Raw genomic sequence first — 16477 nt, 5'->3', positions numbered from 1 at the left:
GAATGGATGACGAAGGCTCGCTGACTCTGCGAATGATTACTCAGCCGTTGGAAGCCGCCCAACGCCGCGTATCGGGAATGAAGTCCGGGATGTTGGTATAGCCCCCCGTTTCCAGACACCTTTCGACGAACAACTTGCCCACCACGAGATCCAGAACACCCAGCCCGAAAGGTGAAAAAATCAATGGGCGCGAACGATCGATCTGTTCCGGATGGGTCAGAACGCTGGCCAGTGTTCCATTTACAAACGAACGATCACCGTACTTCTGCTCGGCCAGATGAGGTGACGTATTGGCTTTCATACAGTGTTCAACATCGTCAAATATGTTGAAGGCCTGCCAGATAATGTCGGGACTGATATCACGCAACGAGACATTCAGAATGATCTGCCCCGGCGCAAAGACATCGCCGCCCGAAACATAGGGTTCACCCGCATTGGTGGCGAAAACAATAATATCGGCCGAGCTGATTGCGGATTTCACATCTTCGACAAACCGGACGTTTTGGTGACCATCCGCCTGAACATGGCGACAAAGCTCATTGGCCGACCCCGAGTCAAGATCGCACACGGTGATCTGCTCGAACGTCCAGCCGTCAGCCTTGAAGAAGTCGAAGATCGCCCGCGAAATGACGCCCGCCCCCACAAACGTGATCTTTACAGGCGCCTTGGGTTCAACCGTCAGAGCCCTGGCAGCGACGACCGCAGAAGCCGCGGTCCGGGCTGCACTGATTTGTGAGGCTTCCAGGCACGCTACCGGATACCCCGTTTCGTAATCATTCAACAACAGCACAGCGGAAGCCCGCTGCAGATTACGTTCAATGTTCTTTGGATAACTGGCGATCCACTTGATGCCGGAAATGGGTGAGTCGTTGGAAATGGCTGCCGGCAGGGCAATGATCCGATCCGACTGACGATCGGCAAATCGCAGAAAATAGCTGTCGGGATTGTTGGTCAGACCGGCATCGTGTTGCAGATAGGTCGTTTCAACCAGCTTCAGGATATCCCTGCGCAACGAAGGCATTAACGTGGCAATTTGAGAACCGGAAACAATGGTCAAGGGATGGGATGACATTCTACGAACCTTCCATGGAGAGACTTATTTAATAGTGGCGTGGCTGAAAGCGTCGGGTTCACTGGAGCTTTCCCCCTCACTCAGGAGCCTGTATCGCTCTAACGTTTCGTTCAGCAGATGTTTCAGCGTCAGCATGTCTTCAGCGCAAATCCTGTCGGCCTGATACTGCAACTTGACAAACGAATGTTCACTTGAGACAGGAACCCACAAGAACAGGGGCCAGGGCTGATAGTCCGGTAACTGGACCTGGGACACGGCAACGTTTTCCAGATGCCAGCTTTCAAAGGGACTTTCAGCGCCGATATGGATGGGTAAGCTTTGCTTGATCTCGGACTCGGCCATCATGTCGCCGATGGATAGACTGACGTTCTCGAAAGTCTCGTAGAGGGAGTCCGCCACATTCAAGATATGAGTCTGCAGCGCCAGCGTTGAGTCGATACGTACCCGCAGCGGGATCCGTGCAGACAAATACGAGACGACTGTTTGTGTGCCTTCCATCCAGCGTGGCGTCACATTGGTCTGGATCAACAGGTCATCCGAGGCGCAAAACCGGGCCAGTGCGATAGACGCAGCAGCGGTGTAAACCACAAAGGGCGTTACATCCAATGCATTGCAAAGCTGATTGATCGCCTTGTGAACCTCTTGTGGGGGAGTGATCACATCGAATGTCGATTTCGCTTGTGCGCTCTCCCCGACGCCCAAGCCTGGAATGGCCGGTATTTTTGCGCCCTTCAGGTAGTCCCGCCAGAACTGCGCTTGTCTTTGACGCTCATCTGGCTCCAAAGGCTGTGCAAGGATTTCGTAGTCGAAGGTCAGGGGAGAAAGCAACGGTTCCCCGGCTCCGGACATCGCTCGATTGTAGGCAGTCGCCAGGTCATCCAGGATCACTTCCAACGACCATGAGTCGACCACGATGTGGTGAATAATCAGGGCCAGCAGATATCGCTCATGATCAATGGGATTCAAATAAGCCCTGAAGGGTATATCGACTTTCAGATCAAGCGGAACCTGGCATAACGCCTCAATGCTCGCATCAAGCCGAGACATCTCGAACGGTTCGCTCCCCACCTGTAGTACATCGCGTGCAGCGGCTCGAGGAAAGCGTCGCACGCCCTCCGCAGTTTCCCGGAAATTCGACCTTAGCTGCTCGTGACGATTGACCACTGCATCAACCGCACGACTGAACAAGGGGATGTTTACCACCCCCTCAAGGACAAAGCCAATGCTCACACAAGCAGTCTCGGGGAGATCGTAAGCGCTCGACGCGTTCCAGTAATATTGTTGGTATGTGTTCAGTCCTTTGCCCGCCATCTTTCATTCCCCTATCAGACAAGCCATTTGCGACAAGGTCGGCGCACCAAACACACGTTTCAGAGGAATCTGGATGTTGTGGCGCTTCATGAGCGCGACAAGCCGCATCGCCAAAAGGGAATTCCCGCCGAGTGCAAAAAAATTCGCTTCACGGTCTTCAACCGGTCGGTCCAGAATCTGCGCCCAGATCAGCGCCAGCGTTTCTTCCTGGCGGGTCATTGCGCCCGCAGGTGCGATACTTTCCTGCAGGACATCCAATTGAGCCACCAGCGCAGCTCTATCGATCTTGCCCGCCGGATTTCGGGGCAACTCATCACGCACAAGGATGCGGGCAGGCATGAAGTAATTGGGAAGGTCACGGGCGATCTTTTCTCTCAGGGCAGATTCAACCGCGACGGCCTCTGTTCCGTTTGAAGGCACGATAAAAAGCGCGATTCTCACCCCCGATGCACCAGCGTCGGTGCTGCAGGCATGGCAACTTTGAACAAGCGATGAAGCCATGGCACAAGCTTCAATTTCGGCAAGCTCGACCCGGTTACCGTTTACCTTGACCAGGTCGTCTTGGCGTCCTTCGAACAGGATGTCTCCATCGGCATTGCGCCTGGCGAAATCACCCGTTCGAAAAGTACGCCCGGGCACACCCTCCGCCCCCCCGAAAAAGCGAGCCGCGCTCAAGTCCGCAAGCCCCAGATAGCCGTGAGCAACACCCCCCCCCGAAATATAGATTTCACCCACTTCCCCGTCGCCAACTTCCTCCATCTGCTCGCTCAGGATATGCACCGTCACATTGGAGAGTGCCCGACCAATATTGGCCGGCGAGGTCTCGGCGCAACACAATTTCACGGTTGTCGCGACCGTTGCCTCGGAAGGGCCGTAGGCATTGAGCAACCGGGTTTTGCTTGCCCAATTGGCAATCACTTCCTTGCTGCATCGTTCACCCGCGACCACCAATGTCGACAGGCTGATTGGAAGATCGATCGGTAACAGCGACACCAATGAAGGAGGCAGTGTGACTACGTCAATTTGACGGTGGCACAGCAGGTTCTGAAGACTGTCAAAATCCCGAAGTTCATGATCCGCCACCGCCACCAGACAACCGCCCGCAAACAGCGTCATCGCGATTTCGGCGATAATCGCGTCAAAGCAGACAGGGGAAAACATCAGTACCCGACTGCCTTTCGAGATTCCGTAGGTCAGCGCATGGCGCGCCAGATTCGGAATGCCCCGGTGGGGCACCAGAACCCCTTTGGGTTGCCCGGTCGAGCCGGAGGTAAAGATGATATAGGCAAGATCGTCAGAGGATACTCCGGGCGCGGCGAAATGCAGAGGTTGCGCAGATTCCAGAACCTTGCCAAGCGTTACCACATCCACACCGGCGAACGCGCAGTTAGCCGTCAAAGCATCTGCGTCCGATACCAGAACCCGTACTGGCCTGGCCATTTCAAATTGCACGGACAGCCGAGTGGGGGCTGCGTCCAGCTCAAACAGGAAAAAGGTCGCACCACTCTTCATGACCCCCAGCATGGCAATGAGAAGGTCTTTGCCCCGCGGACAGCCCACAGCAACAATTGCGCCGGCACCGATGCCGTTTTGAACCAGGTAAGCCGCAACCTGGTTGCTTTGCGCGTCAATATCCACATAGCTATAGAGGATTCCGCCACTGTCTATCGCAGGTGCATTCCTGTAGTCATGACTGGACTGGCGCCACAGATCGAGAAAGACCTGCGTCTCGGTAACACTGTCGGGAGGGAATAGAAGTTCTGACAAGATAGGTTCTTTCCAATCAAAGAGAAGAGCGTCTGGCACAGTCAATACACATCAGCCAACCAGAGCGTGTTGGTACAACTGACTGCCAAAGTTGGCATCACACCATTTGTCCGAGTAGATCGTCTCGAGATAGCGCTCCCCCATATCGGGGCTGATCACGACCACTTCGTCACCCGCTGGAATTTGATTCCACAGGCGTTTTACCGCGACCAGCACGGTCCCCGTGGAGCCACCGACAAGCAGGCCATAGTCCAGCGCAATGCTGCGGCACATGCGGATCGTCTCGACTTCGTCGACAAACTCAATATGCTCGATCAAGTCACGGTCGAGAATCTCGGGGCGCCGGCTCGTCCCCAGACCAGGAATCAGCCGTTTCTTCGCCACTTCCTGAAAGTTGATCGAGCCGACGGTATCGACGGCGATCAGTTTCACGCCTGGTGCCTTGTCTCGCAGATAACGCGCACAACCGATGAGGGTTCCGGTCGTACCGGCACCGACAAACAGCCATTTGCAGTTCGGGTGCTGCTGAAGTATTTCGGGTGCGGTGCGGTTGTAATGCGCCAGGGGGTTGGCCGGATTCGCATACTGGTTGGTCCAGAAATATCTCGGGTCCTTACGAATCATTTCCTGAATCAAAGCAATACGCGCCCCGAGGAAACCACCATTGCCGTCACGGGTGTCACAGACAATCACCTCCGCGCCATACGCTTTCATCAGGTTGATGCTGACCTGATTGACATTAGGGTCAGTTACGCAGGTGAACGGATAGCCTCGTTGCGCACAGATTATCGACAGCGCAACACCCAGGTTCCCCGAGCTGGACTCGATGACTTTATGCCCGGGAGAAAGATGCCCCAACCTTTCACTTTCATCGATCAACGAGATGGCTGTCTTGAGCTTTATGGAGCCGGCAGGATTCAGTCCTTCGATCTTCAGGTATACCGGCACATCACCAATAAAGTTATCCAGCTTATGAAATTGATTCGCACTGTAAACTTGCATCATGCTCAAGGTTTCCATTTCCAAGAGAGGACAGTTGAGCCAGTTCAAGAACAATCCTTTCTTGAAGATCGGCCATTTGCGCTATGCAGAACTTTTCGCGGTTAAAGTTGAGTTCGATCAAAAAATCTTCTGCCGGAACCAGACCGAGAATCAGAGGAAACTCCGAACGCTCGATCCATTGCAGATTGCTGAGACGGTAGCGATCACCGGCCGGCAGGTTGTCCTGAAGTTCGAAGTTCTCGATCACCAGAACGGTGTTGAAAAGCTCCTCTTCCTGACCTAATCCCGAGACACTCTTGAAATGGCTCATGGAGACATGTCCTTCGTCCTGAAGAACTGCGTTGCGACGCTGTAACTCCCGAACGCCCGACACAGTCGATGTGCCAACCACGTCAACCTTGCAAGGTACAATTGAAGTCATCAGGCCAATGATGTCTTCAGCTCCATCAAGGTCGGCAGGCCTTCCCGATATTGCCCAGCCGAAAACAGGTGTGTCGTTGCCTGTGTTTCGCGCAAGGATCTGAGCCCACATGCATTGAAAGACAACGGCAACGGTCACACCATGGTCCATACAGAACTTCTCGATGGAGCGAGACAGGTCATGGCCCAGCGTAAAGCGATAGGCGCTATGATCTGCGTGTGAGACAGGCTCGTAAGCAACCGGGCTGGTGAAGACACAGGAGCTGATGCCCGACAGATAGTTGCCCCAGAACGGACGGTTTTCTCGCGCCTCCTGATGAGCCAGCCACTCGATGTAGTCGCGATAGACCCGGCCGAATGCCGGGGCCGGCTGATCTCCGCGGATCAGATGATCATAGAGGTCAAAGAGTTCTCTGATGACTCTGGCCACACACCAGCCATCCAGCAGAATGTGATGGTACGTCCAGATCAGCTTGTGCACATGCGGGCCATGGGACAGCAACGTGAAGCGTGTCAGAGCGGGCGTTTCAAGATCGAATCCGTGGGAGCGGTCGTTTTTCATCACGCGCTCGAACAACATCGGATCATCACCGCCCGCCATGACCGACCAGGTGCATCGTTGCTCTTGCGAAACATACTGCACCGGCCCGGCCACCGCGTCCCAATAGAATCCGCTGCGCAGGACCGGGTGACGTTCAGCCATCAAACGCCATGCGTCCTCCAGCACACTGATGTCGATCTCGCCATTGATGTCCAGGACATATTGCAGGATGTAAGTATCGTCATCGCTCATCAAGTGCTGAAACAGGATTCCCTTTTGTGTCGGGGACAAAGGGTAGATATCCGCGGGTACGGCTCCCGCCTTGTTGATCAGAGCCTGCAGCTCATCGTCGGTCAGATCGGCGTCCGGGTAGTCGGACGGCACGCGCACCAGGGTTGCGCAGGAACAGTGAGCAATGATCTCGTCCAGTGCCGCGCAGTAGCGTGTCGCAATATCCTCTGCCTCCCATGAAGACAGGATGGCGTCGTCAAAGTACCAGTCGATCTCGAAACGTCCTTGGGCAATGCGCGCTTCAATTTCAAGCGCGTGCTGACGTCCATTACGCGGATCAACCGACACCTGATCGACAAGACTCAGGATCTGGGCAGATGGCATCGATACATCCGGGTCATCAAATGACACGTTGTCCCATTGCCCCAGATAGTTGAACTGCACCATCGGTTCGGCGTCCGGAATAACCTCGGACACATTGAACAGATAACGCAGCAATCCATAGCCAATGCCCCGTTGCGGAATATCCGCCAGCGTACGCTTTGTCTGCTGGATCAAATTGGCCAAGCCACCCTGAGGATCCTGAAGACAGACAGGGAATACTGAAGTAAACCAACCCACCGTACGGGATATATCAACGCCATCCAGGACGTTCTCACGCCCATGCCCTTCGAGGTTGATGGCGATCTCGTTTTTCCCCCGCCAGCCAGAAAAAGCCCGTACCAGCGCTGAAATCAGAATGTCGTTGATGCGAGTGTTATAGGCCGCCGATACATCACGTACCAACGCGGTGGTCTGGGCAACACTCAACCCCCTGGAGACTATTCTGGCGCGCCTTGACGGTTGCCTGTCCGGGTCAAAAGGCACCGATGCGGGAATCCTGTCGACCACCTTTGACCAGTAAGCCGTCTGCGATAGAACATCGCTCTTGAAGGCTTGCCCATCGCTCGTAAGCTGCTGTGCCCAACTGCGAAACGGTGTGACTTCCGCAGCAATGGTGGCACCTGCACACAAGTGTAGAAAGTCCTCGACCAGAACACGCAGGGACACAGCATCTACCACGAGGTGGTGAGCCAGCATCACCAAGAGATCGGCGTCGGTATCCGGGGTACGGAAGAGCACCACGCGAAACAGATCGCCCGCGGCCAGATCCAGGCTTTCCAGGAAGCCGCTCAGCCTGTCCCGGATGTCATCCAGTGCTTGATCGATGGGGCCGTTCAACTGCACGATCTTGCAGCTCATCAGCCCATCGACAGGCCGAGCAGGAATGGTCTGGGAATAGCCTTCGGCGCCGACTTTGAACTGTGCACTCAGTACCGGGTAGTGCTCGAGTATTTTTTTAGTCGCCAGGACCAGGGCATCCGACAGGACGGGCCGGTGGATCTCGATGGCCGTCCCCAGGCACCAATGGTCTGCATTCACCAGTGACTGTTGTGCGAACCATCGCTGCACAGGCACCAGAGAAGTCGGACCGATTGGCGGATAGCTTTTTCCGCAGACGGTGCTGTCCAGATACCGCACAGCGAGGGCGATTTCAGAGAGTGATCGACTGGCAAAGATGCGATCAAGGTCAATCGCCATTGCGTCCCGTCTAAGGCGTGCGATCAATTGAAGCGCGCTGATCGAATCCCCACCCGAGGAAAAGAAGTTATAGTGCAGCGCCAACGTGTCATCACCCAAGATCTCGCGCGCGGCAGTAAGAACAACGGTGTCAAAGGATGAATGCACCGAAGGCAACACTGGCGGATTTTTCGTAATGTCTGTTCCGCTCACGCCCGCCGGCACACCTTTCCAGCTTTGCCACGCTTGCAGCGGGCCATTGGCATCGCAGATGTAGGCCAGCGCGCTCAGGAACTGCTCGGACAACCCGGCTGCTCGCTCCTTGGAGACGCGCTCAGGATCCCAGATGAAATCCACGGTGATAGCATCGCTACTGCTGAGTACCTCGACGGCAAACGGAAACTCGGTGAGGTCCGTCACGTGAGTGAGCTCAACGCTGTTACCGGCGCTTTCAAGCGAAGCCCAATCCGCAAGTGTCTCGACGTTCAGAACCGTATCAAAAGCCTCGTTGGCAAAACGCGAACGGGTGCTGACAAGCGCCTCATTCATCGATACCGATTCGAATCGCAACAACTCGGCAATGCGTCGGCTGACTTCCTGCAGGCTGACATCAGGTCGCTCAGACGGATATAGCGCAACGGGAATCGGCAGCGTATTGGCATACATGCCGAAATCATCCAGCCCGACGCCTGTCTCCGCCCTCCCCGATACGATCATGCCGAACAACTGATGTTGCCCACCGCATACGGCATTCAGCGCCATGGCCCAGGCCGTGGCCGCGACAGCGGAGATCGTGATCCCGGCGCGAACGCAAATACCCCCGATAGCTTGTTCGAGGTCAGCGGGAAGGCGCTTCTGCAGACACGCATGCTGCACCGAAGACAGGGTGGGCTCACCCGAACTGTCGGATACACAGACTGGAAACTCAAAAGGCTCGAGGAGCTCGGCCCAGAGCAATTGGTCTGGCGTCTCCAGGCGAAATTTTTCCTGGCCGGCGATGTAGGTTGAATACACATCGTGCGGAGCAGGCCGTCCTCCGAAAACTTCGGTCATCAGTGGAAAGATCGACGCGCCATCAACAATCAGATGGTGTGCACTCAAGACGAACTGATAATCGGAGCGTCCCAGGTGGAACAGGTGCAATCGATAGAGTGCTGACTGCTCCAGAACGAAACCCGCTTGCTTATCCTCGTGAAGAAACGTTTCCAGAAAAGTTCGTTGTTGCCCGTCGTTCAGGTGCGAAAGATCGGTTCTCATCCACCTCAACGGAGCGTCTTCGGCAACTACCCTGACCGGCTGGCTTGACGGGCCGAGAATGAATGCGCTGCGCAACAGTTCGTGGCGCTCATGCGCCTTTCGCCAACCCGCTTCGAGCGCCACACCATCATCCGTCATCGTCATGCGGAACGAATATTGAAGGATGTAAGTGTTGCGATGCCGCGAGCGCAGGGACTGAACAAAAATGCCCCTTTGAGCAGGTGACATCGGCAAAAAAGATAACGAGTCGTCCGCCAGCGGTTCACGTCCTGGCAGCGACTGGTCTTTTGCGCTTGTGGTGCTCTGCGTATTTGCCACGGCACTTTTTGTGCGGGTGACCTTGAGCAGTCCCAACGTGGTCGGGTTACGAAAAACATCCCCGAGAGTGAAGGCATGCCCCAAGGTCTTTGCCCGCGCAATAAACTGCAAAGCGAGAATGGAATCGGCACCCTGCCTGAAAATATCATCCGTGGGTTGCAAAGCCGGATTGCGGAGTAGATCACGCCACATCTCAAGAAAATCCTGACCGCCCTTTGCTGTCCCCGCGCCAGCGCCTGGCGTACCGGCAGACAGTGGCGTGTCATTGGCGATGGTCGTGAGTTTTTTCTTGTCAATCTTGCCGTTGGGTGTCTCGGGCAGAGACGACTGAATACGAAACTCGGACGGGATCATGTGCTCTGGCAAGTGATCGCGCAGTTGGAGTCGCAGGCTCTCGAGGTCAGTCTCGGCACCCTCCTGCTCCACTATGAACGCTGTGAGAAAGGCGCGCGTGTTGGACGTGTTGAGTACGACCGCAGCCTGTTTGATCTGTACAAGCCGCAGGATGCCGAACTCGACCTCACTCAATTCGATCCGGTAACCACGTACCTTGACTTGATCATCGGTCCGGCCGTGGTAGTGATAAACACCCTCGCTGTCACAACTAACCAGATCGCCGGTTTTGTAAGCTCGCCGCCCGTCGACAGTAACAAATGCCTTGAGAGTCAGGTCCGGGCGACCGATGTAACCCAGCCCCACTGCAATCCCTTCGACGTAAAGCTCCCCTACTTCACCTACGGGCAGCTCCACCAGATCGGTATCGCGCACAGTCAGGTTAACCCCACGAACAGCGCGACCAATGGGAATGGCCTGATCGGCTGAGGGCATCTCGGTAATGACTTGATGTGTGACATCGTCACTGCACTCGGTCGGGCCATAGGCGTTGACCAAGGGAACATGGGGTTTTGTCGACAACCATCGGCGAGCCAGAGAAACCGGAAGCACTTCGCCCGTGGCGACCAGGCAGGTCAACCGATCAAAACGTGCATTGTCCGCGTCCACGATGATTGCATCGAGAATGGCCAAAAGATGGCTGGGCACTACCTGCAAGATATCAATCTCGTCCTGCACGATTCGCGCACCCAGACGATCCAGGTCCAGAAACTCTGATCGAGTCAGGATAGCTGTCCGCCCTGCGCATATCAGCGGAGCGAGAAATTGCCATACAGAAATATCGAAACTCTGTGGCGCCGTTTGCGCGACATTGGGCGCCTTGCGCATCCCCAGATCATCAACTTTGGCCAGCAGATGATTGACCATGCCCCCATGATGGACCATCGCGCCCTTGGGCATCCCGGTCGAACCCGAGGTGAAGATGACATAAGCGAGGCTGTCGTCTGTCAGGGCGCACCGTTCAAAGGTTGCACCGCCCGTCATGCCCTCAAACCGCTCCGGCATCACCAACAGACCAACGCCGTCGAACAGCGACTGCGTATCATCCTCGGCGATCAACCACTTGCAACCGCATTGCTCGAGCATGTAAGCGCGTCGGTCCCGCGGAAGTGTGCGATCGAGTGGCAGATAGGCGGCCCCGACCTTAAAAAGGCCGATCATCGATACCAGGAACTCCAGCCCACGTTCCAGACCGATGGCTACGATATCGCCACGCGTTACTGAGGCCGCATTGAGCTTGCGGGCAAAGCTGTCAGAGATCTCATCAAGTTCACGATAGCTCAGGCGGTCATGGCCATCGGAGGCTGCGGTGGCGTGGGGAAACCGCCGAACTTGATCGGTGAATAAATCCAGAAAATTTTCCATATCATCCATGTCTTATGGTTTAAATTTCGGTGCTTGTGTCTTTCAGGATCCTTCCCGAAGGTATTTATTCACCCCCAAATACCAAAGTAATCGAGACAACAGCGCGAATCCGACAGTCGCCAACAACGCCCCCAGCAAGGAACCGCCCGTGGTCATCCCCATCGCGGATTGCGCTGGCACTTCCATGATGAAAAAGACAGGCACCACCGTCATGATCACCACCTGAATCCACTCCGGGTAAGCACCGGATGGAAAACGTCCGGTGGTCAGGAACATGAACAGCAGATGAGAAACGTTGCTGGTTTTCTTCGTCCAGAACGCCAGGCTCGCGATGCTGAACCAGACCGCATAGACCAACGCACAGGCCAGCGTTATGAAAATGCAGAAAGCCCCCAGCGTCTTCGCGGTCAATTGTCCTTGTGCAGAACTGCCGCCAAGCATCAACCCCAATCCCAGCAACACGCCAAAAACATGCCAAAGACGCAGCTGCCCAAAGGCCAGAATGGCTTGGATATCAATTGGCTTTGATAAATAAGTATCGATGGACTTACTGATGATTAACCGTGAGGCGGCCTCACAGTTGGGCAAGACAACCATTTGTACAAAAGATCGAATCAGGATGAACGCGCCGTACAGTACAATTGACTGTTCTTTGTTCCACCCGCCAATTTTGTCGACATTACCAAAGAAGATCTCGACCACTACATAGACGGACAAACCAAGAAGAGCTGTATTCAACAAACTTACAAATACCGGCACGCGATCTTTCAAGTTTTCTTTCAGCCTGGCTAACAAGAGCGCTCTAATAGCGCTTACCGTTTTCATTAGCCGAATACCGAATAGCGCTTGATACCCGCAACCCAAATAAAACGGGCCAACAAGGACAGAGCGACCACCAGGACAACCTGAAACAAGAGCCCGCTCATTAATTGTTCGACACTCAGCTCACCCATAATGATTCGGATAGGAAAGTTAATGATATAGGGAAACGGTGACCACTCCAGAATCAATTGCATCCACCCGGGATAAAGTGACAACGGCGCCAAAACTCCGCCAAACAAAGTCAGCATATAGGTCAACACCAAATCGAACGAACTGGCTTGATCCGACCAGAACGCCGCAAGCCCGCCAATGAAATAGAGTAAATAGTTTATTGCAAAACCCAGAACAACCCCCAGCAAGGCAGGGAACAGATAAACCACATTAAAATAGGAGCCCGCCTCCGAAAAAACGAAGACCCCGGCCACCAGAAAAAATATCGGAATCACTCTGACAAAAGCGGAAGCCAGCTCACTCAAAAAGTAGTAGAGACCAATATTGAATGGTTTTAAAAGAAAGCTTCCAATATCACCCGAGTGAATATCACTCTCGACCTCTTCTGCCGCCGTGCTTGACACTATTTCACCGATCAGAAAAACAAGTGTAAAGTAAGCAGCAAACTTGGCGGGAGTGAAACCATCCAACGCGGCATCCTTCGCGATACCCATCCAGATAACCATCATGAATAACGGTACTAACGAGGCCAGCACCAGTACGAACAGTTCCGCACGATGTGCAACTTTACGGCGAATGGCTGTACGGGCAACGCCCGCGACTTTCATTACGAACCGGCTCATGCAACGCACTTCCCGGACGCACCCTCAGCCCGCATGACGGCTTCTGCCTGTGAGTCCTTGAACAGCTTCAGAAGGGCCTCTTCGATAGGCGGATCACTGATGGAAATATCTAACACAGACTGCTCCGCCAGCACCCGCGAGCAGACGGAAACCACGTCCGACGCAGGGACCATGAACTCATGTACAAAGCCATCGCCGGAACGGACCATCCCGTATTTGCCGAGTGTCGAAGCCATGGCTGCTTCGGACAGCTCCACCGTGATGATGCGGTGATTGGACATACGTTTGCGCAAAGACTCCAAGGTATTGTCAAACGAAATCCTGCCGTCCGACACGACAATGACCCGCTCACATAACGCTTCGATGTCCTGCATGTAATGCGACGTCAGAAGTACACTTACATTTCTCTCGCGACTGTAGTCTTTAATGAAGGAGCGGACTATTTTCTGGACCCCTACATCAAGCCCGATAGTTGGCTCATCCAGAAATAAAATTTTCGGCTCATGAATCAACGAGGCAACCAGCTCGCACTTCATCTTCTCGCCAAGAGAGAGCGTACGTACTGGTGCCTTGGCCAGTTTGGAGACTTGCAACAATTCATCCAGATAGCCATAGACCTGCTTGAACTGTTCATCAGGGATTTCAAATATCTTCTGATTCAGCCGAAATGTTTCCATTGCCGGCAGATCCCAAATCAATTGCTGGCGCTGCCCCATGATCAGCGAAATTGATTTGAGGAATTCTTTACTACGTAGTTTAGGCGTATAGCCCAATACCGAGATTTGTCCAGCTGTCGGATGGAGCAAGCCCGAAAGCATTTTCAGGGTAGTTGTTTTCCCCGCACCATTGGGGCCAAGAAAGCCAACTACTTCACCTTGACCGACGGTAAATGAAACATCATCAACGGCAGTCTTCTCGGAAGACCGGGGAGAAACAAGATTTGTCAGCCAACCGAAAGCCCCTTCAGAGCGCTCTTTGATTCGGTAAGTCTTCGACAAACTCTTAACACTTATGCAATCCATTGCTTATCAGACCCTGAAAAAAATGAGCTATCCATTGCGCATATCATCTCAACGTGCGCTTTGATATCACGCACCGCTCTATGCCGTCAAGAAACACCACTGCACATTTAATTTTTCAATTCGCCCCACTGGCTATTCATTGCTATCGCCAGGTGATTTTGAAGGTTTCGCAAGTCTAATTCGCATCAATACGCAATGTACGACTGCTCTCATTATTTGCGACTCACCCCCTAAAACTAGTCGCACGCGTTTTCATTGTCGAGGGCAAAAAGAACGAGAAAAACAGAAGAGGACTGGAACTACGATCCAAGGAAAAAAAGCTTACAGGAATTTCTGGCAACGAAGGATTTTGCCAGTGCTGATGGGCCATAAGCCCTTTCATTTGAGTACGTGGTCGTTCCCCTCCTTCGATTGAACCTCAGGCGCGGAAGAAGGGAGACTCTTTACTCTTTACGCCTTACGTCTGACTGTCGCCATCATCCGGATTATCAGTGTCTGGGTCGTCGGTGGTCGAGTCGTCATCCTCCGAGCTGCCCGATTCCGATGCGGCGAGCATCAGCTCGCTGTGCACGCCTTGCCCGCTCCAGGCCTGCTCATCATGGTTCGTGCACTCCGCCCACGCCGCTGACGTGCCGAGGGATAGCATCACCAAAACCTTCAGCAGCAACACTATGCGTTGAATAATGCTCATAGCCGATTCCATCCTTTCTTGGGTGAAGCATGGGTGCCGGAATGGCGCAGAGAGAAATTTAGCGCGATTCTCCAGATAGGACGCTAACGAAGGTCGGGAAATGCCGTGAGAAGGGAGATTGGTTTCGAATAATGCCTATAACCAGATCAACTAAGTGATGCGGGCTCGCCGAGCACGGAAGGAAGAACCCTGTTGCGCCCGGACAACCGAGTCGCTTCGGTGCGGTACACAGCCCAGACAATAAAAAGCCCCGAGACTCGCGCATCGGGGCTTTGGGGTTTGCAACTCGGCGCTTAGTGATGCTCACGCGTCGCACGGAATTTCACGTCCGGCCAGCGCTCTTCCATCAGTGCCAGGTTGACCCGGGTCGGGGCCAGGTAGGTCAGGTGACCGCCGCCGTCGAGGGCGAGGTTTTCCACGGCCTTGTTGGTGAATTCCTCAAGCTTCTTCTTGTCGCCGGACTCGATCCAGCGCGCGGAATACACGGTGATCGGCTCGTAGGAGCACTCGACCTTGTATTCCTCTTTCAAGCGGCTGGCGACCACATCGAACTGCAGCACACCGACGGCGCCGAGAATGATGTCGTTGCTGCGCTCGGGGAAGAACACCTGGGTGGCGCCTTCTTCGGCCAGTTGCTGCAAGCCCTGACGCAGTTGCTTGGATTTCAGCGGATCGCGCAGGCGCACGCGGCGGAACAGTTCCGGGGCGAAGTGCGGGATGCCGGTGAAACCCAGGGTTTCGCCTTCAGTGAAGGTGTCGCCGATCTGGATGGTACCGTGGTTGTGCAGGCCGATGATGTCGCCGGCGTAGGCTTCTTCCAGTTGCTCACGCTCAGAGGAGAAGAAGGTCAGCGCGTCGCCGATCCGCACGTCCTTGCCGGTGCGCACATGGCGCATCTTCATGCCCTTTTCGTATTTGCCGGAGCAAATACGCATGAAGGCAATGCGGTCGCGGTGTTTGGGGTCCATGTTCGCCTGGATCTTGAACACGAAACCGCTGAACTTCTCTTCCACTGGCTCGACGGTACGCTCGTTGGCGACACGGGCCAACGGTTGCGGCGCCCAGTCGACCACAGCGTCGAGCACGTGATCGACACCGAAGTTGCCCAGCGCGGTACCGAAGAACACCGGGGTCAGTTGGCCGTCGAGGAATTCCTGTTGATTGAATTCGTGGCAGGCGCCCTGCACCAATTCCAGCTGCTCGATGAAACGCTCGTACTCGTCACCCAGGTGCGCGCGCGCTTCATCGGAATCGAGCTTCTCGATAATTTTGGTTTCGGTGCGCTCATGACCGTGGCCGGCGGTGTAGACAATGATGTAGTCGTCGGCGAGGTGATAAACGCCTTTGAAATCGCGGTAGCAACCGATCGGCCAGGTGATCGGCGCGGCTTTGATCTTCAGGACCGCTTCGATTTCGTCGAGCAGTTCGATCGGATCGCGGATGTCACGGTCGAGTTTGTTGATGAAGCTGACGATCGGCGTGTCACGCAGACGGCAGACGTCCATCAGGGCGATGGTCCGTGGTTCTACACCCTTACCGCCGTCGAGGACCATCAATGCCGAGTCCACCGCAGTCAGGGTGCGGTAAGTATCTTCGGAGAAGTCTTCGTGGCCCGGGGTGTCGAGCAGGTTGATCATGTGGTCGCGATACGGGAACTGCATGACCGACGTGGTAATGGAAATACCCCGTTGTTTTTCCATTTCCATCCAGTCGGAGGTGGCATGGCGGTCGGACTTGCGAGATTTCACCGTGCCGGCAACCGCAATCGCCTTGCCCATCAGCAAGAGCTTCTCGGTGATGGTGGTCTTACCGGCATCGGGGTGGGAAATAATGGCGAAAGTGCGGCGTTTCGCGACTTCGGCGGCCTGTTTGGTCATAGGAAATCGCCTGGCGGTGATTCAAAAAAGGGCC

General features: G+C 54.7%; 10 protein-coding genes. All 10 read right to left on the bottom strand.

Annotation, left to right across the window (positions count from 1 at the left end; genetic code table 11):
• Positions 1 to 40: 40 nt before the first annotated feature.
• Positions 41 to 1072, bottom strand: coding sequence for a 2,3-diaminopropionate biosynthesis protein SbnB (gene sbnB / locus PSH69_RS03985; protein WP_305411123.1), 1032 nt, complete (start codon positions 1070 to 1072; stop codon positions 41 to 43).
• Between the two features lie 24 nt (positions 1073 to 1096).
• Entirely contained in the window at positions 1097 to 2383 is a 1287-nt protein-coding gene (locus PSH69_RS03980) for a condensation domain-containing protein (RefSeq protein ID WP_305411122.1), read from the bottom strand.
• A 3-nt stretch (positions 2384 to 2386) separates the two neighbouring features.
• On the bottom strand, positions 2387 to 4150 hold the full coding sequence (locus tag PSH69_RS03975) for an amino acid adenylation domain-containing protein (protein WP_305411121.1): 1764 nt from the start codon (positions 4148 to 4150) through the stop codon (positions 2387 to 2389).
• A gap of 51 nt (positions 4151 to 4201) precedes the next feature.
• Positions 4202 to 5155: a 2,3-diaminopropionate biosynthesis protein SbnA gene (sbnA, locus tag PSH69_RS03970; RefSeq protein ID WP_305411120.1), complete on the bottom strand. Its 954-nt coding sequence runs from the start codon at positions 5153 to 5155 to the stop codon at positions 4202 to 4204.
• The gene (locus tag PSH69_RS03965; RefSeq protein WP_305411119.1) at positions 5121 to 11237 is read right to left on the bottom strand and encodes a non-ribosomal peptide synthetase; all 6117 of its coding nucleotides are present in this window, start codon (positions 11235 to 11237) and stop codon (positions 5121 to 5123) included. Before PSH69_RS03965 ends, sbnA begins: the two co-directional genes overlap by 35 nt.
• Before the next feature lie 42 nt (positions 11238 to 11279).
• On the bottom strand, positions 11280 to 12062 hold the full coding sequence (locus tag PSH69_RS03960) for an ABC transporter permease (RefSeq protein WP_305411118.1): 783 nt from the start codon (positions 12060 to 12062) through the stop codon (positions 11280 to 11282).
• Positions 12062 to 12853, bottom strand: coding sequence for an ABC-2 family transporter protein (locus PSH69_RS03955; RefSeq protein ID WP_305411117.1), 792 nt, complete (start codon positions 12851 to 12853; stop codon positions 12062 to 12064). The genes PSH69_RS03960 and PSH69_RS03955 overlap by 1 nt, the downstream gene beginning before the upstream one ends.
• Positions 12850 to 13851: an ATP-binding cassette domain-containing protein gene (locus PSH69_RS03950; RefSeq protein WP_305411116.1), complete on the bottom strand. Its 1002-nt coding sequence runs from the start codon at positions 13849 to 13851 to the stop codon at positions 12850 to 12852. Before PSH69_RS03950 ends, PSH69_RS03955 begins: the two co-directional genes overlap by 4 nt.
• 481 nt (positions 13852 to 14332) lie before the next feature.
• Positions 14333 to 14566 carry a hypothetical protein gene (locus PSH69_RS03945; protein ID WP_028939897.1) on the bottom strand — a complete coding sequence of 78 codons (234 nt, stop codon included), beginning with the start codon at positions 14564 to 14566 and terminating at the stop codon, positions 14333 to 14335.
• Positions 14567 to 14859: 293 nt separating this feature from the next.
• Positions 14860 to 16443, bottom strand: a complete 1584-nt coding sequence (locus tag PSH69_RS03940; protein ID WP_305411115.1) for a peptide chain release factor 3 — start codon at positions 16441 to 16443, stop codon at positions 14860 to 14862.
• Positions 16444 to 16477: the final 34 nt, after the last annotated feature.

The organism is Pseudomonas sp. FP1740 (assembly GCF_030687165.1).
Lineage (GTDB): Bacteria > Pseudomonadota > Gammaproteobacteria > Pseudomonadales > Pseudomonadaceae > Aquipseudomonas.
The sequence above is the reverse complement of the archived record's forward strand: the minus strand, read 5'-3'. Positions and strand labels throughout refer to the sequence as shown.